18 protein-coding genes are annotated in these 18,387 nt (G+C 30.6%); 11 read left to right on the top strand and 7 right to left on the bottom strand.

The window, feature by feature from the left end:
* The first annotated feature begins 52 nt into the window (after positions 1-52).
* The 6 genes from AC5SLW_RS02255 to AC5SLW_RS02230 all read left to right on the top strand — a co-directional run bounded on the left by AC5SLW_RS02255 (position 53) and on the right by AC5SLW_RS02230 (position 5,829).
* Positions 53-1,648 (top strand): GMC family oxidoreductase, encoded by a 1,596-nt coding sequence (locus AC5SLW_RS02255; protein WP_494575586.1) that lies wholly within the window; start codon positions 53-55, stop codon positions 1,646-1,648.
* Positions 1,648-2,238: a TerC family protein gene (locus AC5SLW_RS02250; protein WP_020169329.1), complete on the top strand. Its 591-nt coding sequence runs from the start codon at positions 1,648-1,650 to the stop codon at positions 2,236-2,238. The genes AC5SLW_RS02255 and AC5SLW_RS02250 overlap by 1 nt, the downstream gene beginning before the upstream one ends.
* Positions 2,239-2,997, top strand: coding sequence for an SDR family NAD(P)-dependent oxidoreductase (locus AC5SLW_RS02245; protein WP_018414038.1), 759 nt, complete (start codon positions 2,239-2,241; stop codon positions 2,995-2,997).
* Positions 2,982-3,782 carry a M23 family metallopeptidase gene (locus AC5SLW_RS02240; protein WP_006997063.1) on the top strand — a complete coding sequence of 267 codons (801 nt, stop codon included), beginning with the start codon at positions 2,982-2,984 and terminating at the stop codon, positions 3,780-3,782. The genes AC5SLW_RS02245 and AC5SLW_RS02240 overlap by 16 nt, the downstream gene beginning before the upstream one ends.
* Positions 3,782-4,558 (top strand): fumarylacetoacetate hydrolase, encoded by a 777-nt coding sequence (locus AC5SLW_RS02235; RefSeq protein ID WP_278387130.1) that lies wholly within the window; start codon positions 3,782-3,784, stop codon positions 4,556-4,558. Before AC5SLW_RS02240 ends, AC5SLW_RS02235 begins: the two co-directional genes overlap by 1 nt.
* 119 nt (positions 4,559-4,677) lie before the next feature.
* A complete protein-coding gene (locus AC5SLW_RS02230) occupies positions 4,678-5,829 on the top strand; it encodes a M24 family metallopeptidase (RefSeq protein ID WP_494575583.1) in 1,152 nt (383 codons plus the stop codon).
* On the opposite strand, the gene AC5SLW_RS02225 is transcribed toward AC5SLW_RS02230, so the two are convergent.
* Both AC5SLW_RS02225 and AC5SLW_RS02220 read right to left on the bottom strand, forming a co-directional pair.
* Entirely contained in the window at positions 5,826-7,118 is a 1,293-nt protein-coding gene (locus tag AC5SLW_RS02225; protein WP_494575581.1) for an NAD(P)H-dependent oxidoreductase, read from the bottom strand. The genes AC5SLW_RS02230 and AC5SLW_RS02225 overlap by 4 nt on opposite strands.
* A gap of 14 nt (positions 7,119-7,132) precedes the next feature.
* Positions 7,133-7,747 (bottom strand): arylesterase, encoded by a 615-nt coding sequence (locus AC5SLW_RS02220; protein WP_494575579.1) that lies wholly within the window; start codon positions 7,745-7,747, stop codon positions 7,133-7,135.
* On the opposite strand from AC5SLW_RS02220, the gene AC5SLW_RS02215 reads away from it, so the two are divergent.
* Both AC5SLW_RS02215 and AC5SLW_RS02210 read left to right on the top strand, forming a co-directional pair.
* Positions 7,746-8,411: an ABC transporter ATP-binding protein gene (locus AC5SLW_RS02215; RefSeq protein WP_006997068.1), complete on the top strand. Its 666-nt coding sequence runs from the start codon at positions 7,746-7,748 to the stop codon at positions 8,409-8,411. The genes AC5SLW_RS02220 and AC5SLW_RS02215 overlap by 2 nt on opposite strands.
* Entirely contained in the window at positions 8,347-10,932 is a 2,586-nt protein-coding gene (locus AC5SLW_RS02210; protein ID WP_494575577.1) for an ABC transporter permease, read from the top strand. The genes AC5SLW_RS02215 and AC5SLW_RS02210 overlap by 65 nt, the downstream gene beginning before the upstream one ends.
* Here the strand turns inward: AC5SLW_RS02210 and AC5SLW_RS02205 are convergent, their stop codons facing one another.
* Both AC5SLW_RS02205 and xsc read right to left on the bottom strand, forming a co-directional pair.
* A complete protein-coding gene (locus AC5SLW_RS02205) occupies positions 10,933-12,237 on the bottom strand; it encodes an NAD(P)/FAD-dependent oxidoreductase (RefSeq protein WP_494575575.1) in 1,305 nt (434 codons plus the stop codon).
* Positions 12,238-12,276: 39 nt separating this feature from the next.
* Complete coding sequence (gene xsc, locus AC5SLW_RS02200; protein ID WP_018414029.1) at positions 12,277-14,061, bottom strand: sulfoacetaldehyde acetyltransferase; 1,785 nt, start codon at positions 14,059-14,061, stop codon at positions 12,277-12,279.
* 112 nt (positions 14,062-14,173) lie between these two features.
* On the opposite strand from xsc, the gene AC5SLW_RS02195 reads away from it, so the two are divergent.
* The 3 genes from AC5SLW_RS02195 to AC5SLW_RS02185 are packed head-to-tail and all read left to right on the top strand — an operon-like array spanning position 14,174 to position 16,722.
* Positions 14,174-14,458 (top strand): UxaA family hydrolase, encoded by a 285-nt coding sequence (locus AC5SLW_RS02195; RefSeq protein ID WP_494575573.1) that lies wholly within the window; start codon positions 14,174-14,176, stop codon positions 14,456-14,458.
* Positions 14,459-14,463: 5 nt separating this feature from the next.
* Positions 14,464-15,630: a UxaA family hydrolase gene (locus tag AC5SLW_RS02190; protein WP_006997075.1), complete on the top strand. Its 1,167-nt coding sequence runs from the start codon at positions 14,464-14,466 to the stop codon at positions 15,628-15,630.
* A gap of 18 nt (positions 15,631-15,648) precedes the next feature.
* Entirely contained in the window at positions 15,649-16,722 is a 1,074-nt protein-coding gene (locus AC5SLW_RS02185; protein ID WP_271564761.1) for a YeiH family protein, read from the top strand.
* Here AC5SLW_RS02185 and AC5SLW_RS02180 read toward each other — a convergent pair.
* The 3 genes from AC5SLW_RS02180 to AC5SLW_RS02170 form a co-directional block, all read right to left on the bottom strand.
* Entirely contained in the window at positions 16,719-17,801 is a 1,083-nt protein-coding gene (locus tag AC5SLW_RS02180) for a sulfite exporter TauE/SafE family protein (RefSeq protein WP_011281987.1), read from the bottom strand. The genes AC5SLW_RS02185 and AC5SLW_RS02180 overlap by 4 nt on opposite strands.
* A gap of 28 nt (positions 17,802-17,829) precedes the next feature.
* A complete protein-coding gene (locus AC5SLW_RS02175; RefSeq protein ID WP_006997078.1) occupies positions 17,830-17,964 on the bottom strand; it encodes a hypothetical protein in 135 nt (44 codons plus the stop codon).
* Between the two features lie 67 nt (positions 17,965-18,031).
* On the bottom strand, positions 18,032-18,382 hold the full coding sequence (locus tag AC5SLW_RS02170; RefSeq protein WP_006997079.1) for a hypothetical protein: 351 nt from the start codon (positions 18,380-18,382) through the stop codon (positions 18,032-18,034).
* Positions 18,383-18,387: the final 5 nt, after the last annotated feature.

Raw genomic sequence — 18,387 nt, 5'->3', positions numbered from 1 at the left:
GCATTGGTAGTACTAGAATTTTAATTTTTACTATTATAAACATTCTAAATTGATGGAAAATTTTGATTATATTATTTTAGGGGCTGGATCAGCAGGTTGTGTTCTTGCAAATAGACTGTCTGAAAGTCCAAAAAACAAAGTTCTTTTAATTGAAGCTGGTGGCAAAGATAATTACCCATGGATCCATATACCAGTAGGATATTTCAAAACTATGCATAACCCCAATGTTGATTGGTGTTATAATACAGAACCGGATGAAACTATGAACAATAGGTCCATAAGGTATCCTAGAGGAAAAACTCTTGGAGGTAGCTCATCAATAAATGGATTACTTTATATAAGAGGTCAACATAGAGATTATGATATTTGGAAGCAATTAGGAAATAAGGGTTGGGGCTGGGAGAATGTCTTACCTTATTTCATCAAAGCTGAAAATCAAGAACGAGGAGAAAATGAATTCCATGGTGTTGGTGGACCTCTTTCAATAGAAAATCAAAGAATGAGTCTTCCACTATTAAACGAATTTCAAAATGCTGCTCAAGAATTTGGCATACCAAAAACAAAAGATTTTAATACAGGTGATAATCATGGTTGTGGGTATTATCAAGTAACAGAAAAAAATGGATTTAGATGTAGCACTGCTGTTGGTTATTTAAACCCTGTTAAAAAGAGACCTAATTTAAAAATAATTATAAAAGCTCATGTTAAGAAAATTAACTTTGAAAATAAAGTTGCTAAAGAAGTTGAATATTGGATTGAAAACGAATTATTTACTGTAAGTGCGAATAAAGAAATAATTTTATCATCTGGTGCAATAGGATCACCACAACTTTTACAAGTTTCAGGAATAGGTAATTCAGATAAATTAAAAAATCTTGGTATTGATATGATTCACGAATTAAAAGGTGTGGGTGAAAATTTACAAGACCATTTAATGTTTAGACCAATTTATAAAATTCAAAATATCAAATCCTTAAATAAAAAAATTAACAGCCTATTTGGTAACTTGTTAATTGGATTAGAGTATGTCTTTAATAGAAGTGGTCCTATGACTATAGGTGCAAGCCAACTAGGTATGTTTGCAAAAAGTGACCCCTCTTTAGAGTTACCAGATTTACAATGGCATGTTCAACCTATGAGTATGGATACATTGGGTGCAACCAAAAACCACGATTTTCATGGTTTCACTCCAACGGTTTCACAAATTAGACCAACTAGTAGAGGTCATATTAGTATAACAGATAAAGATTCACGAACTTACGCAAAAATAAAAATGAATTATTTGTCGACAGATGAAGATAGAAGAATTGCATCAGCTGGTCTTAAATTAACAAGAAAAATTGTTTTAGAATCTGAGACATTTAAAAAATTTAACCCAGAAGAATACCGACCTGGAATTCATTTAACAGATGATGAGGATATTTTGAAAGCAGCAGCAGATTATGCTCAAACTATTTTTCATCCTGTTGGAACATGTAAAATGGGTCAAGATGATATGGCCGTTGTTGATGATCAGCTAAAAGTTCATGGAATTAAAAATTTAAGGGTAATAGATGCATCAATCATGCCCAATATCACCTCTGGAAACACTAACGCACCCACAATAATGATTGCAGAAAAAGGTGCTGATATGATACTAAGCAGCTGATGTTTGCAGAATTATTCGGGCCTGAACAACTTATAATTTTAGGCCAAATTATATTTATCGATTTAGTATTAGCTGGTGATAATGCCATTATTATTGGAATGGTTGCCTCTAAATTTCCACCCGAACAAAGAAAAAAAGTAATCTTTTGGGGAATAGGTGGTGCAGTAATCTTAAGAATTATCTTAACCATGTTAACTGCTTATTTATTACAAATAACAGGATTAAGATTAATAGGAGGATTGCTTCTTCTTTATATAGTCTACAAACTCTACACAGATGTAATTAAAGGTCAGTCAGGTGAAGAAGATATTAAAGTAGATAATTCAAGCTTTATGAAAGCTATATGGACAGTTTTACTTGCTGATTTTACGATGAGTTTGGATAATGTTTTAGGTGTAGCTGGTGCTGCTGGTGATCACTATGTATTATTAATATTTGGTTTAGCTTTATCAATAATTCTTATGGCAACAGCTGCTACTGTAATTTCAAGATGGATTAATGAATATAAATGGATAGCCTGGATTGGTTTAATTGCTATACTGGTTGTTGCTATCGAATTAATTTATACTGATTTAAAGTTATTTATTTAAATGTACTTACAAAAAATAAATCTTAAAAATAAATATGCATTAGTTACTGGTGCAGGTAAAGGATTAGGAAGAGCCTGCTCAATTGCTCTTGCTGAAGCTGGAGCTACAATCATTGCTTTAAGTAGAACCCAATCAGATCTTGATAAACTTGAAAAAGAAATAAAAAAGATAAAAGGAAAAGTTATTAAAGTTAATTGTGATGTAATGAATTACGAAGATCTTAAAGAAAAACTAGATAAGATTAAGATTATAGATATTTTGGTTAATAATGCTGGGACAAATATTCCAGAACCTTTTGAAAAAATTAAACAAGAAAGTATGAACTACTTAGTAGATTTAAACCTTAAAGCTGCTTTTAATGTTGCTCAATTAGTTGTTAAAAAAATGTTAAAGAATAAAAAAAGAGGTGGATCTATTATTAATATGTCATCTCAACTTGGTCATGTTGGAATGTCTGGTAGAAATGTTTACAATATGACAAAATTTGGTATTGAAGGTTTGACTAAGGGTATGGGTGTTGAGCTTGCAAAAAACAATATTAGAGTAAATACAGTGGCTCCTACTTTTGTAGCAACACCGATGGTTAAAAGATTTTTTAAAAATAAAGAATTTAAAAAACTAGCTTTAGGGAATATTCCTATGGGAAAATTAGCAACAGAAAGTGATGTTGCAACAAGCGTTTGTTTTTTAGCTTCATCCGCTTCATCGATGATTACAGCCACATCAATCCTAGTAGACGGTGGATGGACAGCAAAGTAATATATAGATTACTTTCATTAGTAGCGTTATTTTTTTCAACTCAATCTTTTGCAGTAGAGTTTCAGGGAAAATTCATTCAAGGACATTACATTATTGGAAAAACTGAGCCTGGTTCATCAATTTTTGTAGATAAAAAAAAAGTTAAAGTCACAAAAGATGGTTATTTTGCATTTGGAATTGAAAAAGATAGAAAATTTGACATTACAATTACTGAAAATAATAACAAAATTATAAAAAAAATTAAAAAAAGAAAATATAATATTCAAAAAATTGAAGGCTTACCTAAAAAAAAAGTTACACCACCTGAAGAATTTTATGCAAGAATAAAAAAGGAAAACAAATTAATAGCTGATGCAAGAGAAATTGAAAGTGACTTACAGTTTTTTAAAGAAAAGTTTATTATCCCAGTTGATGATGCAATAATTACTGGTGTTTATGGTAGTCAAAGAATTTTAAATGGCATACCCAAATGGCCTCATTACGGTTTAGATTTTGCTCAAAAAAAAGGCACACCAGTTAAAGCAATGAATAACGGTGTTGTTACTCTAGCTGAAAAGGACTTATTTTATACTGGAGCAACTTTAATATTTGACCATGGTCATGGTATTTCAACTCTTTACATGCATATGGATGAAATTTTTGTAAATGTAGGTGATCATGTTAAAAAAGGAGATATCATTGCTACAGTTGGTTCCTCTGGTAGATCAACAGGACCTCATCTTGATGTAAGACTTAATTGGTTTGGTACTAGACTAGATCCTGCAACTATATTAAACATTCAATAATGAAAAAAACCATATTAGAAAAAACAGCAGATAAATTAGTTAATGCATTTGTTAACAATAAAATTATTGCACCACTCCCAATAAAATTTACAAAAACATTAAGTGAAGCTCAAAAGCTAAGAAAATTATGTGAGAGTAAAGTTAAAGATCCAATAATAGGATTTAAAGCTGCAGGGACAGGTATACCTGTCATGAAAAAACTTAAAGAAAAAAAACCTTTCTATGCTGCAATCTTTAAAAAGAATTTTATAAAAAGTGGAAAAAAAGTAAAAATTAATAAATCAACTTTAGGGATAGAACTTGAGGTTTGTTACCTAATTAAGAAAAACTTTTTCTCATCAAAGGGATTAATTACAACGAAAAATATAACAAAACATATTTCTCACATGGCAGCTTGTATTGAGGTTATTGGTTACAGGCAAAAGAAAAAAGGCATTACTAGTTTTGGAGATTTATGTAGTGACTTTGGTGCTAATGTTAAGTTTTTAATTGGGCAAAAGAAAAAATATAAAAAAATTAATATTGGAAATTTAAAGACAAATATTGCTAATAAAAAAATTGGACAAAGCGTTAATGGAAATACAAATACCGTTTATATAAACCCATTAAACTCACTTAGATTTGTTTTGAATGAGTTAAAAAAAGATAAAGTCACTCTTGATAAAGATTTTTATGTATTTACAGGATCGACTGTTGGTGTTGTTCCAATCCTAGGTAAAGGTCTTTATACTGGAAAAGTTGATCAACTAGGTTCAGCTAAAGCTATTATTCATTAATTTTAGATTATCATAAAAAAAACCTTAATATTTAACAATAATTTGGGTTCGTTTTACCAAAAAAAATCTTAATTTATGGCTACTTGTGATTAATATTTTTAAAAGTTATAGTTTTTATTATGGCACTTCATTTTAGCAAACAAGAATTTGAGAAAAGAAAACTGGCTACATTAAAATCAATGAAAGAGCATAATCTTGATGCTCTTTTAATGTTTCGTCAAGAGTCTATGTTTTGGCTTACAGGCTACGATACCTTTGGTTATGTTTTCTTTCAAACATTAATACTTGACAATAAAGGAGATATTATTCTTTTAACAAGGGCTCCAGATTTAAGACAAGCACAAAACACATCAAACATTGAAGACATAAGAATTTGGGTAGATAAAGACCAGTCTAACCCTACAGATGATCTTAAAATAATTTTAAATGAATTAAATCTAAAAGATAAAAAAATCGGAGTTGAATACGAAGCTTACGGTATGACAGGTCGTAATGCTTTAAGACTTAATAAATCGCTAGAAGGTTATTGTGAGGTAGAAGATCAATCAGAATTAATCACCAAACATAGGGTTGTTAAATCTACTGAAGAAATTGTTTATGTAAAAAAAGCTGCAGAACTTGCAGATCAAGCACTTGATGAGGCTTGGAAATATGCAAAAGCTGGTGTTGGTGAAGCAAAAATTTTAGCTGAAATGCAAAGAGTTGTTTTAGAAGGTGGCGGTGATTATCCAGCAAATGAATATATTATAGGCTCTGGACACAATGCATTATTATGTAGATATCAATCTGAGAAAAGAATTTTGTCAGATACCGATCAGTTAACTATTGAATGGGCTGGGACTTATAAACATTATCACTCTGCAATGTTTAGAACTATTCCTATTGGTAAAGCTGATCCAAAGCATATTAAGATGCATGAGGCTTGTCTTGAGGCTTTGACTAATTGTGCAAAAACTCTAATACCAGGAAAAACCGCAGGAGATGTATTTGATATACATGCTAAAACTTTTGATGATCTTGGGTACAATAAATCAAGAATGAATGCTTGTGGCTATTCATTAGGGACAACCTTCTCACCCAATTGGATGGACTGGCCAATGCTATACACAGGTAATCCTTATGTAATAACTCCTGGTAATGTCTTCTTTATGCATATGATCTTAATGGATTCAGATAGTAAACTTGCTATGAATTTAGGTGAGACCTATCTTGTAACCGAGAATGGTAATGAGAGATTAGGTAAGCAAAAGTTGGATTTGGTTGTTCTTTAAATTAAATCATATTGATACTGTCTAGCTTTAACAACATCTTCTGGAAGACTTAACTCCACATCATCTAATCTTATAGATTGATCTTTATTAATATCCTTCTTAACAATTGCTCCATCAGTTAAACCAAGAGGTAAAATTTTTTCATCTTTTGATTTTTTAGAAGTAATTAATTTCCCTCTAGCACAAAAACCACCCTCACCGTCTAATCGCTCACCAATTTTTAAATCTTTTTTAGCATAAGCTGCAACATCTGCATTATAATTTATAGTTTGACCTGTTGCTTTTTGATCAAGTGCAATTGCATATATCGATTGAGCAAGTTCTAAACCAATATAATGATATGGCCTCCATATAGCTGAATAACTGCCAGACAAATCGGTCACCATTCCATAATCTTTAAAGCAATTTTTGACATATTGATTTTGAGCTTTAATTACTATGTAAACACCCCATCTAAGATCATTTGGAATATCTTTTTGATTTAAATCAATGCTAGATATCACCTCTACTTGACCTTCATAATCAATTAATCCTCCTTCCACTTTTGGAATTAATTTTTTAGCAATGTCATAAACCCCAACAGGTGGAAAAGTTAATCCATTACTTGGACATTTTAAATTTGATGCATTACTGACTGCACACATTTCAATTGCAGATTTATCTCCACATAAAAAACTATTAAACATTTTAGGATTCATACCAGATTCAATTTCAGCACGTTCTTTACTTAAACCGTAGTGACCCCAAACCGTGTCTGGTGTTGAATATTCAAAATCTGGGTGGTACTTCGTTCCTTTTCCTGCACAAACTACAAAAAAACCGTTTAACTTAGCCCATTCAATCTGTTCCATAATTAATGAAGGTTGATCACCATATGCCATTGAACAAATAACATTGTTTTCTTTTGCAAGATCAGCAAGGTATTTCCCACAAGTAACATCAGCTTCAACATTTACTAATATGATGTGTTTTTTGTTTTTAATAATCTTTACAGCATGAACTGTTCCTATAATTGGATTTCCAGTGGCTTCTATAAAAACTTCAACATCTCTATCAATTGCCTCATCTAAAGTAGTTACAAAATTTATTTTATTAACTGTCTCTGTAGTTAAACCGCTCTTAAGACAGTTTTTTTTGGCGTTATCAATATTAATATCAACGATAGTATCAATAGTAATTTTTTGTAATTGATTGTATTGAGCAAGAAACATGCTTACAAATTTTCCACAGCCAATGAATGCAACTTTTATCGGTTTTTTTCTGGATTGTAGTTTAGTATTTAAAAACATTTGATCACGATATACTATTTTTTTATAAAATTGATGATACTTTTTGTAACTGTATCACTTATAATTATAGTTCCTTTTTCATTTGGGTGCATACCGTCATCTTGATTAAGTTCAGGTTTTAAAGCAACACCCTCTAATAGGAAAGGGATTAAATTTAGTTTATATTTTTTAGCTAAACTTGGATAAATATTATCAAATTTTTTTTTATAACTAATTCCATGAGTTGTTGGAGCAATCATTCCTGCTAAAATTATTTCTATATTTTTTAATTTTGCAGTTTGAATAATTTTTTCTAAATTTTTTTCAGTCTCGATTGGGCTTATTCCTCTTAACATGTCGTTAGCACCCAATCCTAAGATCATTAAGTCAATATTCGGTTGAGATAAAGACCATTCAACTCGATTTAATCCTCCAGCAGATGTGCTTCCAGATACACTTCCATCAATAATCCCAAGATTATAACCACTATCATTAAGATTATTTTGAAGGACAATGGCTAAATGTTTTTCCTGTGGAAGACCATAGCCTGCCATTAAGCTATCACCAAATAAGATAACGTTTTCTAGAGCATTCACGTTTATGCTCACTAGACAGACGGCAATAATTTTAATAATAAATCTTTTAATCATGGATAGTCTTCTTAAGCTAAAAAACGTTAATCTTAAATACCAAACTGGTAATGATACTATTAAGGTTTTAAAGAATGTTAATTTAGAAACTAAAAAAAATGAGTCTATTTCAATAGTGGGTGAAAGTGGATCTGGAAAAACTAGCTTAATCATGCTTGCTGGTGGACTAGAGAAAGCAACCTCTGGTAAGATATTTTTTGAAGATCAAGAAATATCTAAAATGAGTGAAGATGAAGTTTCTAAAATTAGAAGAAAAAATATTGGTATTGTTTTTCAATCTTTCTATCTTATTCCAAATTATACAGCTGTTGAAAATGTTGCTCTAACCTTAGAGTTAAATAATTTAAAAAACCCTACTGAACGAGCCAAAGAGTTGTTGGATCGATTTGGACTAAAAAATAGATTTAATAATTTACCCAGTCAACTTTCAGGTGGTGAACAGCAACGTGTGGCAATTGCTAGAGCTATAGCCATGAAACCTAAACTAATTTTGGCAGATGAACCTACGGGAAATTTAGATAGTGAAAATTCACAAATGATTGCAGATATTTTATTCAAATATATTAAAGAAGAAAAATCATCTTTAATTATGGTCACCCATGACCCAAAACTTGCAAATAAAGCAAAAAGAAAAATTAAAATCAAAGATGGAAAAATTGTCTAAGCTTTCAGAGTACAAGTTAACTTTGATATATGCCTTAAGAGACTTGAGTAGAAATTATAAAAAAATTTCTAGTATCATTTTAACACTTTTTATCAGTCTATTTATCCTAAGTTCAATTTTCACCATTGAAGATAGTTTGAATAAAGAATTAAATAATAATTCAAGAGCACTTTTAGGTGGAGATATTGAAATTGACTATAATCGTAATGTTGGCAACTTAGAATTAATTAACCAAGTTAAAGAATTTGCTACTGTTTCACAAATGGTTGAGTTTAGCACCATGATCTCAACTACCAATCAATTTAAAAATAAATCAATATTTTCTAGAATTAAAACAGTAGATCAAAATTACCCATTATTTGGCAAGGTAGGTTATGAGCCAAGTGGTGCATTTGAAAAATTACAAACTATAGAGAATACAATCCTTGTTAATGAAAATATTTTCAAAAATCTCAATTTAAAAATTAATGATAAAATCAAAGTTCAAGATCAGTTGTTTACTGTAATTGGTATAGTAAAATCAGTACCTGATATTGGGGGTGCTTTTGTATTTGGTGATTTTGCTTTAGCTGGCAAACAAACATTAGAATTATTAAAACTTAATAATCTGGGGAGCTTTTTAAATTATGAGTATAAAGTAAAATTTAATGAGGGAGATAATCCAAATACTTTATCTAAAAAAATTGAACAGTTATTCAAAGATGAAAAGAAGGTTAGACTTAGATATCACGAAAAATCTGACGGTCCTTTAAAGCGAATAATTGATAATTTCTCTCAATTTTTGTCTCTTGTATCAATTAGTGCAATGCTAATTGCAGGAATTGGAATTGCTAACACTCTACTTTCATTCATTAATCAGAATAATATGTCTATAGCAGTTAAGAAGTCTTTAGGCTTTTTCTCAAAAGATATTAAAATAGTCTACTATCTACAATTACTCATTCTATTATTCTTAATATCCACTGCCGCCTACTCTTTTAGTTTCTTTCTAGTCCCTATTGTAGATGTTTATTTATCAGCTGGTCTTGGGTTAAATATTGAAGGTAGTTTTTCTATTCTTAATTATTTCAAAGTTTTTTCAGTAGGTTTATTAGTATTAATAATATTTTCTATACCAACTATTAATGCAATTGATCAAGTCAAGGCATCAAACTTATTTAGAAATGTATTTCAAAACCTTCAATTTTATTATTCAAAAAAATCAATTCTTTTAAGTCTGTTACTATTATCAATTTTAATTTCTTTATTTACCATCGGTTCTGCTCGACCTGTTTATAGTTTGGGTTATTTTGGAGCTTTCTTTGTTTGTTTATTAGTCTTCTACTTATTATCAAACTTAATCATTAAATTGTTTAAAGGACTTAAAGAGCATCCAAATATTTCAATTAAAGTATCAGTTAAAAATATTACTCAAACTAAAAGTATTACCCCTATAACTATTATGTCTTTAGGTTTAGGGGTCACTTTACTATTAACTTTAGCTTTTGTAGGTTCAAATTTTAAAAGAGAAATTGCTAAATCTATACCAGAACTTGCGCCTGATTATTTTTTCATTGGTATTCAAAGTGATGAAAGACAAATATTTGAAGATTTGATTTTTAAAATGGATAAAGAAGCTAACCTTGAAATTGTTCCAATGGTTTCAACAGGTATTGTAAAAATAAATGGAATAGATCCAAATACTTATATCGATTCAAGTAATGATAGCCACTGGGTGATCAGAAATGACAGAAGGTCTTCTTGGGCTGATAAAGTTTTAAAAGATAACCCAATTGTAGAAGGCAAATGGTGGGATCTAGATAGACCTGATAAACTTCAAATTTCACTTGATAGTAAAATTGCTAAAGATTTTGATATTAAAATTGGTGATATTTTTACTCTTAATATTTATGGACGTGAAATTGAAGGTGAAATAGTAAATTTTAGATTAGTAGACTACAGAGATTTTACTATTAACTTTGCAATGTTATTAAATCCTCAATTTGCAAAAAATATACCTCACGAATATTTGGCTACTTCAAAGTTTAAAAGTTTAGAGAATTTTAACGAAACTGCTTTACTAGATAAAATGCCTAGTCTTTCTATTATAAAAATTACTGATTACTTGGAGAAAGTAACAGATCTTTTAAACAAAGTGTTTATTGCTGTAACCGTTATCTCTGCAATAACTATAGTCATTGGTTTAATTGTCATCTCAAGTGCAATTATAGTTCAGGGTAAAATTAAAGAATTTCAAAATTTAATATTCAAAATTTTAGGTTTTTCCAAAGTTGAGGTTATACTTTCTTCAATTATTGAGTTTTTTATAATATTCACATCCATAATTCTAATAGCTCTCTTTTTTGCGGTCATAGGTTCACAATTTATCATTGAAAATATTTTTCAAATCACTTGGAAGTTTGATTTAATAATATTTTTGCAGGTAACTATTGGAATTGGACTAGCTACATTAATCTTAATTATGATTACTAATTTTAAGTATTTAAGCCCTAAAGTTTATCCACTTATAAGAAATCAATAACTACACATCAGATCGAGATCTAAACCTCTCAAACATCAATCTTGTTTTAACTCCAATATTTAAAAAGGGCTGAGGTGGAAGCCAAGTAGGTTTAGTTCTAGATTCTATTATATTAATTTCATCACTATTTTCATTACTTGCTTTAATTGCTATCTGTTCACCAAATAAAGTTCCAACTCCAATACCAGAACCATTATAGCAACCTGCCACAAAAACATTATCTTCTACTTTTTCAAAAATTTGTGAACTATTTCTAGTTCTAGATACAACCCCAGACCAACTAGATTGGATAATATCATCTGCTAAACTTGGAAACCTTTTTTTGATACCAAGTTTTTGATTTAAAGATCTTTTATCCAACTCTGGTTTAGACATTTTAAAAGGGCTATGAACTTCGGCAGTATTTCTAATTAAAATTCTTTTATCTTTTGTCATTCTAATAGTTGCTCCCATTGGTCTAACAGGTAGCACACCCCACTCTCTAGGCTCACCAATAGACTTATACTCTGTATCATTTAATGGTCTGGTCATGCTTGCAGTTAAGGTTAAGGGGAAATTATAATTATTTTTAATACCAAGCGATTTTAAAAATCCATTTGTGCAAAAAATAATTTTTTTAGTAATTATTTTATGATTATTAAATTTAGAAATAATTGTATCTTTATTTTTTGACCATTCATTTAATTGAGTATTTTCTAATAGCTCAATATTATCTGGCAAAGTATCAATCATAGCTCTAACAAGTTTTCCTGGATGTAATAAAATTCCACCCTTAGTATAAAGTGCTAAGTTATAAAAGTTCGTGCCTAATCTTTTACCTAAATTATCTTTATCAAAAATATTATGTTCAAAATTTAATTTTAATAAAGTTTTGCTAAAATTATCTAGTATCTTTCTATCTTTTTCATTTGATGAGGCAAAATATTTCCCACATTCATTCCAATCACAATCTACCTGATGCTCTTTAATAAACTTTTTCACAACATCAATTCCTAATTTATAAATGTCAGTTTTCTTTTTATAATTAGAAAGTTCTTTATTTGAGGTGAAACCATCATTAAGGGTAGTATCGACTAAATATCCTGAGTTCCTTCCACTTGCACCCTCACCTGCTAATTGAGCATCAACAATAATAATTTTTTGATTTGGGTGTAGTTCTGATAATTTTCTAGCAGCAGACAAGCCTGTATAACCAGCACCTATAATTAGCCAGTCACAGGATTTTTCTTTATCTAAAAATTTTATATTAGATCTTCTATCAAGGTCATTAATCCAACTACAGCTAGTATCATTAACTACTTTCATGTAGTTAGATTATGACAGATAAGATATTTTTGAAAGATCTTAAGATACCAAAGAAGGTTGCTTGATCATGTCTTCTTTTTTGATCCCTGCAACTTTAACTGGTCTTTTCATAGCATCTCTTCTGAAAGGCTCTCCCAGTTCTTGGTTAAGAATTACTTCAATAAATGTTGTAATCCCTTTCTTTTGATCTTCACATGATTGCTTGATAGCAGCAGTAGTCTCTTCCATGGTTCTAACAGTGACACCTTTTAATCCACAAGCATCAGCAACTTTTGCATAACTTAATTCTGGATCAAGCTCTGTTCCAACGAAGTTATCATCAAACCATAAAGTAGTATTTCTTTTTTCAGCACCCCATTGGTAATTTCTAAAGATTACCATTGAAATTGCTGGCCATTCTGGTCTAGCACATGAGCTCATTTCGTTCATGCTAATACCAAATGCACCGTCACCTGCAAAACCAATTACTGGTGTATCAGGACATCCAATTTTTGCTCCAAGAATTGCTGGAAAACCATAACCACAAGGACCAAATAATCCTGGTGCTAAATATTTTCTACCTTTTTCAAATGTTGGATAAGCATTTCCAATTGCACAGTTATTACCAATATCACTTGAGATAATTACATCGTCAGGCATACCTGCTTGAATTGCTCTCCATGCTTCTCTAGGAGACATTCTATCTGCATCTCTTTTTCTAGCTTCTGCATTCCAAACTGTACCTTCATCATCATCTTCGTGATCTAAACTTGATAACTCTTGTAACCAAGCAGATTTAGTTTGGTGAATTGTATTTTTTCTCTCTTCTCTATTTGTATCTCCTGCTGTTGGAGAAAGTTGAGCTAAAATTTGTTGTGATACTAATTTTGCATCCCCACAAATACCAACTGTGACTTTTTTAGTTAAACCAATTCTATCTGAATTCATATCAACTTGAATGATACTTGCATCTTTAGGCCAGTAATCCATTCCATAACCTGGTAATGTTGAGAAAGGATTTAATCTTGTACCAAGTGCAAGAACAACATCAGCTTTCTTAATTAATTCCATTCCAGCTTTTGATCCATTATATCCTAAAGGTCCAGCTGCTAATGGGTGACTTCCTGGAAAACTATCATTATGTTGATACCCTGAACAAACTGGAGCATCTAATTTCTCAGCTAATTTTTTACAATCTTCTATTGCTCCACCAATTACAACACCTGCACCAGATAGTATTACTGGAAACTTAGCGTTTGACAATAAGTCAGCTGCTTTTTTAATTGCATCAACTCCACCTGCTTGCCTTTCAAGTCTAACAATTGGAGGAAGATCTATATCAATTACTTGTGTCCAATAATCTCTTGGAACATTTATTTGTGCTGGAGCTGATCCTCTGATCGCTTTTTCAATTACTCTATTTAATACTTCTGCCATTCTTGAAGGGTCTCTAACTTCTTCTTGATAGCAAACCATATCTTTAAATAAATTCATTTGTTCTACTTCTTGGAAACCACCTTGACCCATAGTTTTGTTAGCAGCTTGCGGTGTTACTAATAACAATGGTGTGTGGTTCCAGTATGCAGTTTTAATTGGTGTTACAAGACCTGTAATTCCAGGACCATTTTGAGCAATAACCATAGACATTTTACCAGTAGATCTTGTGTAACCATCAGCAATTAATCCACCGTTTGTTTCATGAGCAACATCCCAAAAAGTAATTCCAGCGTCAGGAAAGATATCTGAAATAGGCATAAAAGCTGAACCGATAATTCCGAATGCGTGTTCAATTCCATGCATTTGTAAAACTTTTACAAAAGCTTCTTCTGTTGTCATTTTAGTCATAATAATTAGGCCTTCCTGCTTAAGTTGTTAAAAAAATCTATAAATAATTTGTTAATTTTTAAGATTAATATATAAGATTTAAAAAATTTCAAACAAACAAATCGACACAATTATGGCTACAGATATTATTATACACGACGAAAAAGACAACGTAGGAGTAGTTGTTATTGATAAAATTATTCCAAAACAAGATTGCGCATGTTGGATTATGGAGAATGATAAAACAGTTCAAATTCAATCAGTAGATGAAATTCAATTAGGACATAAAATTGCAATGGTTGACCTTAATGAAGGTGATACTATTTTGAAATATGGTCATGATATTGGAAAAGTAGTTAAATCAATCAAAAAAGGTGAGCATGTTCATGTTCACAATGTAAAAACGAAGAAGTGGTAAAAAATATGGAAATTCCAAAAAGTTTTTTAGGTTATAAAAGAGAAAATGGCAGAGTTGGTACTAGAAATCACGTAATCATCTTACCTGTAGATGATATCTCTAATGCTTGTGCTGAAGCTGTAGCAAATAATATTAAAGGTACGATTGCCCTTCCTCACTCTTATGGAAGACTTCAATTTGGTGCTGATTTAGATCTACACTTTAGAACAATGATTGGGACTGGAAAAAACCCTAACGTTGCCGCTGTAATTGTTATTGGAATTGAACCTAAATGGACAAAAAGAATTGTTGATGAAATTGCTAAAACTGGAAAACCTGTTGAAGGATTTCACATTGAAAGAACTGGTGATATTGGAACAATCATGAAAGCTTCTAAAAAAGCGCAAGAATTTGCAATGTGGGCTTCTGAAAAACAAAGAGAAGAGTGTCCTTTAAGCGATTTATGGATTTCGGTTAAATGTGGTGAATCTGATACAACATCAGGTCTTGCTGCTAACCCAACAGTTGGAAACTTAATGGATAAATTAGAGCCATTGGGAGTTCATTTATGTTTTGGTGAAACCTCAGAGTTAACTGGTGCTGAAAAAGTTTGTGCTACACGTGGTGCCACTCCAGAAGCTTCAGAAAAATTCATGAAAACTTGGAGTGATTACAACGACTTTATTTTAAAAGAAGCAACAGATGATCTTTCTGAAAGTCAACCAACTGCGGGAAATATTGCAGGTGGATTAACTACAATTGAAGAAAAAGCATTTGGAAATTTCCAAAAAATTGGAAATTGTAAATTTATTGATGTTTTAGAACCAGCTGAAGAGCCTACTAAAGGAAAAGGATTATACTTTATGGATACTTCATCTGCTGCAGCAGAGTGTATTACACTTCAAGCAGCTGCTGGATTTAACATTCACTTATTCCCAACAGGTCAAGGAAATATAGTAGGTAATCCAATTGAACCTGTTGTTAAGTTAACTGCCAACCCATTAACTGTAAAAGGTATGGGTGAGCATATTGATTGTGATGTATCGAAAATTCTATCTCGTGAAATGAATTTATCACAAGCTGGTGATGAATTAATCAAATCAATGATTAGAGTTGCTAACGGTAGATTAACTTGTGCTGAAGCTTTAGGTCATAAAGAGTTTGTTATGACTAAACTTTACAGAAGTGCTTAAAAATTTATCTATAAAGTAATGTTATTTAAAAAATATCTGGTCATTTTACCAGGTATTGTTTTAGCATTTGTTCTCTACAGTTTATCTCAAGGATTTAATAACATTATTGGTATTGAATTATTAGGTTACGATAAAAGCCCAATATCGACAGCCATGATTGCTATTTTACTTGGAATGCTTTTTGGAAATATATTCAAAATGAGAGACAACTTTGTAAAAGGTTTGGACTTTACTCAATCATATATTCTCAAACTTGGAATAATTTGTTTAGGAATTCAATTAAAACCTTTTGAGTTTTTAGAATTTGGAGCTGTGGCAATACCTTTAATCATAATTTGTATTGTAACAGTACTAATAGTTATAAAACTGTTAATTAAAAAACTTAAAATCCCAACAAGAATGGCTTACTTAATATCTATTGGCAGCACAGTTTGTGGGACAACAGCAATTATGGCAACTGCTCCAGTAATTGGTGCAAAAAAAAATGAAGTATCATATGCAATTGCTAACATCACTTTGTTTGGAATTTTATCGATGCTTATATATCCTTATTTTGCTAATTATTACTTTGATGCTGAACCAATGTTTGTTGGTTTATTTTTAGGTACATCAATTCATGAAACATCACAAGTTGCTGCAGCTGGACTTATTTACGATCAACAGTTTAACAGCCCAGAAACATTAAATATTGCAACAGTCACAAAATTAATAAGAAATACTTTTTTAGTAATAATGATTCCATTATTTGCATTTCTTTATAATAGAAACAATGTTGTTAAAAAAAATTACTCAATATTGGCTATTTTCCCTTATTTTGTAATAGGTTTTGTGGCAATGATAATTTTAAGAAATATTGGAGATCAATTTTTTTTAAACTCATATAATAATTTATGGCTAGAGACAGTTGACATTATCAAATCATCTTCAAAAGTATTTTTAACAATGGCAATGGCTGCTATTGGTTTATCTACAAATCTGAGAGATCTTAAAAGCATGGGTTACAAACCTTTTTTAGTCGGATTTATAGGGATGGCGACAGTAGGTTTGGTAAGTATTTTGAGTATAGAATTCTATATTAACTTTTTAAACTAAGACTTCTTCAGTAACATCTTTTTTTTGAAATTAGAGAAAATACGTCTAATAAGAGCAGCACCTACACCCAATAGAATTGCAAACATAATTGAAAATAATCCATAAAAGAATGGCATGTCTTCTGAAAATTCTAAAATAAATAATGAGAAAAAATTCAAATCTGCATTTAAAACTTGTATTATTTCTTTTTCAGTTTGTTCTGCAAAAAAAGTTTCATAGGCAATAGCTATTCCAACTATCAATAATAAAATTGCCAGTAATGCTTTTAAACCTGAACTATCAATTTTTTCACCAAGTTTCTGTCCCGCTTGAACCCCTACAATTGATCCAATAACTAACATAAATACCAACATTAAATCTATAGAACCAAAATTAATTGAATGCAAAAAAGTAACTATGACACTGACAAAAATTGTCACAAACAAAGAAGTTCCTGGAACTAATTTTGTTGGCATTTTAATTATATAAATCATTGCGGGTACTAATATAAAAGCACCTCCTATCCCCATTATAGCGGCAATAAATCCTACAACTAAACCAATTATAATTGGAGTAAAAATACTTTCGTATAATTTTGATTTTGGAAACCTCATTCTTAATGGAAGACCATGTATCCAATAATGAACATGTAATTTTTTTTTAACTACAAGATTTCTTTTTGCTCTGTCTATTTCTCTAAGACTTTCAACCAACATTAATGTACCAATAATTGCAAGTATATACATGTAGGCTAAAGAAATAACCGTATCAATTTTTCCAATACCTTTAAAATATGTAAAAGTATAAATACCTAAAGCTGTTCCAATTGATCCACCAATTACAATCATAAGACCCATTTTGTAATCTAAAGTATTTTTTAAATAATGAGTTGTTGATCCTGATACTGATGTTGCAAGAATATTGTTAGCTTCATTTGCAACTGCATATGCAGGGGGCACGCCTAAAAAAATTAAGAATGGCGTCATTAAAAAACCACCACCAACACCAAATAAACCAGAAAGTACTCCAACGATTGCACTCAATAAAAGTATTTCAATCGGGTTAACAAATACTTGAGCTATTGGTAAAAATACATCCATAAAAAATTATTAGTTGTTAAAAAACAAACTAATTAAATGTGATAAAAGTTCCAACTAAAATAACACCCCAATAAGCAGCTAAGCTAACAAAGATACCTGTTTTGATAATAGTTGCCTTAAAATCTAAAATTCTTTTTAATATTTTTATGTTGGAAATTGACATTACAACCGTCAATACACCCAGTTAATTATTTGTCAAATAAATATTTAATATAAAGTGATTTTTTTTATTAGTAGATTGTTGCTCCAAAAACCTTAACATCATCACCCTCGATACCAAGAACCAATCTTCCTAAGAACTCACCTTCAATCTCTTTACTTCTTTGTTTAAATAGAACGGTGATGTTTTGACCTCGTCTTAAACAACCAAATGCTTGGTAGTCTTCTTTTAGGCTTGTTAAAAGTTTATTATTAGCCCACTGTTTACCAAGCTCTACTTCATTTGCTCCAAATAACATTTGAGTTCCAAAATCTTTAGTAAAACCGCCATAATCTTTCATATTAGAAGTTTTAACAAGATTATCCCAAATAGGATTAGCAATTGCTATAATCTCATCATCAGATTTCTCTAAAAGATTCATAATTT

The organism is Candidatus Pelagibacter sp. PS_40 (genome assembly GCF_059417765.1).
Note: the sequence above shows the minus strand (reverse complement) of the source record. Positions and strands in the feature narration are given on the sequence as shown.

Coding starts and splice junctions, on each gene's coding strand:
- AC5SLW_RS02230 (WP_494575583.1), top strand. CDS start 4,678: ATGGCACTTCATTTTAGCAAACAAGAATTTGAGAAAAGAAAACTGGCT.
- AC5SLW_RS02190 (WP_006997075.1), top strand. CDS start 14,464: ATGGAAATTCCAAAAAGTTTTTTAGGTTATAAAAGAGAAAATGGCAGA.
- AC5SLW_RS02255 (WP_494575586.1), top strand. CDS start 53: ATGGAAAATTTTGATTATATTATTTTAGGGGCTGGATCAGCAGGTTGT.
- AC5SLW_RS02235 (WP_278387130.1), top strand. CDS start 3,782: ATGAAAAAAACCATATTAGAAAAAACAGCAGATAAATTAGTTAATGCA.
- AC5SLW_RS02240 (WP_006997063.1), top strand. CDS start 2,982: ATGGACAGCAAAGTAATATATAGATTACTTTCATTAGTAGCGTTATTT.
- AC5SLW_RS02195 (WP_494575573.1), top strand. CDS start 14,174: ATGGCTACAGATATTATTATACACGACGAAAAAGACAACGTAGGAGTA.
- AC5SLW_RS02175 (WP_006997078.1), bottom strand. CDS start 17,964: ATGTCAATTTCCAACATAAAAATATTAAAAAGAATTTTAGATTTTAAG.
- AC5SLW_RS02215 (WP_006997068.1), top strand. CDS start 7,746: ATGGATAGTCTTCTTAAGCTAAAAAACGTTAATCTTAAATACCAAACT.
- AC5SLW_RS02170 (WP_006997079.1), bottom strand. CDS start 18,382: ATGAATCTTTTAGAGAAATCTGATGATGAGATTATAGCAATTGCTAAT.
- AC5SLW_RS02210 (WP_494575577.1), top strand. CDS start 8,347: ATGACCCAAAACTTGCAAATAAAGCAAAAAGAAAAATTAAAATCAAAG.
- AC5SLW_RS02225 (WP_494575581.1), bottom strand. CDS start 7,118: ATGTTTTTAAATACTAAACTACAATCCAGAAAAAAACCGATAAAAGTT.
- AC5SLW_RS02185 (WP_271564761.1), top strand. CDS start 15,649: ATGTTATTTAAAAAATATCTGGTCATTTTACCAGGTATTGTTTTAGCA.
- AC5SLW_RS02180 (WP_011281987.1), bottom strand. CDS start 17,801: ATGGATGTATTTTTACCAATAGCTCAAGTATTTGTTAACCCGATTGAA.
- AC5SLW_RS02220 (WP_494575579.1), bottom strand. CDS start 7,747: ATGATTAAAAGATTTATTATTAAAATTATTGCCGTCTGTCTAGTGAGC.
- AC5SLW_RS02250 (WP_020169329.1), top strand. CDS start 1,648: ATGTTTGCAGAATTATTCGGGCCTGAACAACTTATAATTTTAGGCCAA.
- AC5SLW_RS02205 (WP_494575575.1), bottom strand. CDS start 12,237: ATGAAAGTAGTTAATGATACTAGCTGTAGTTGGATTAATGACCTTGAT.
- xsc (WP_018414029.1), bottom strand. CDS start 14,061: ATGACTAAAATGACAACAGAAGAAGCTTTTGTAAAAGTTTTACAAATG.
- AC5SLW_RS02245 (WP_018414038.1), top strand. CDS start 2,239: ATGTACTTACAAAAAATAAATCTTAAAAATAAATATGCATTAGTTACT.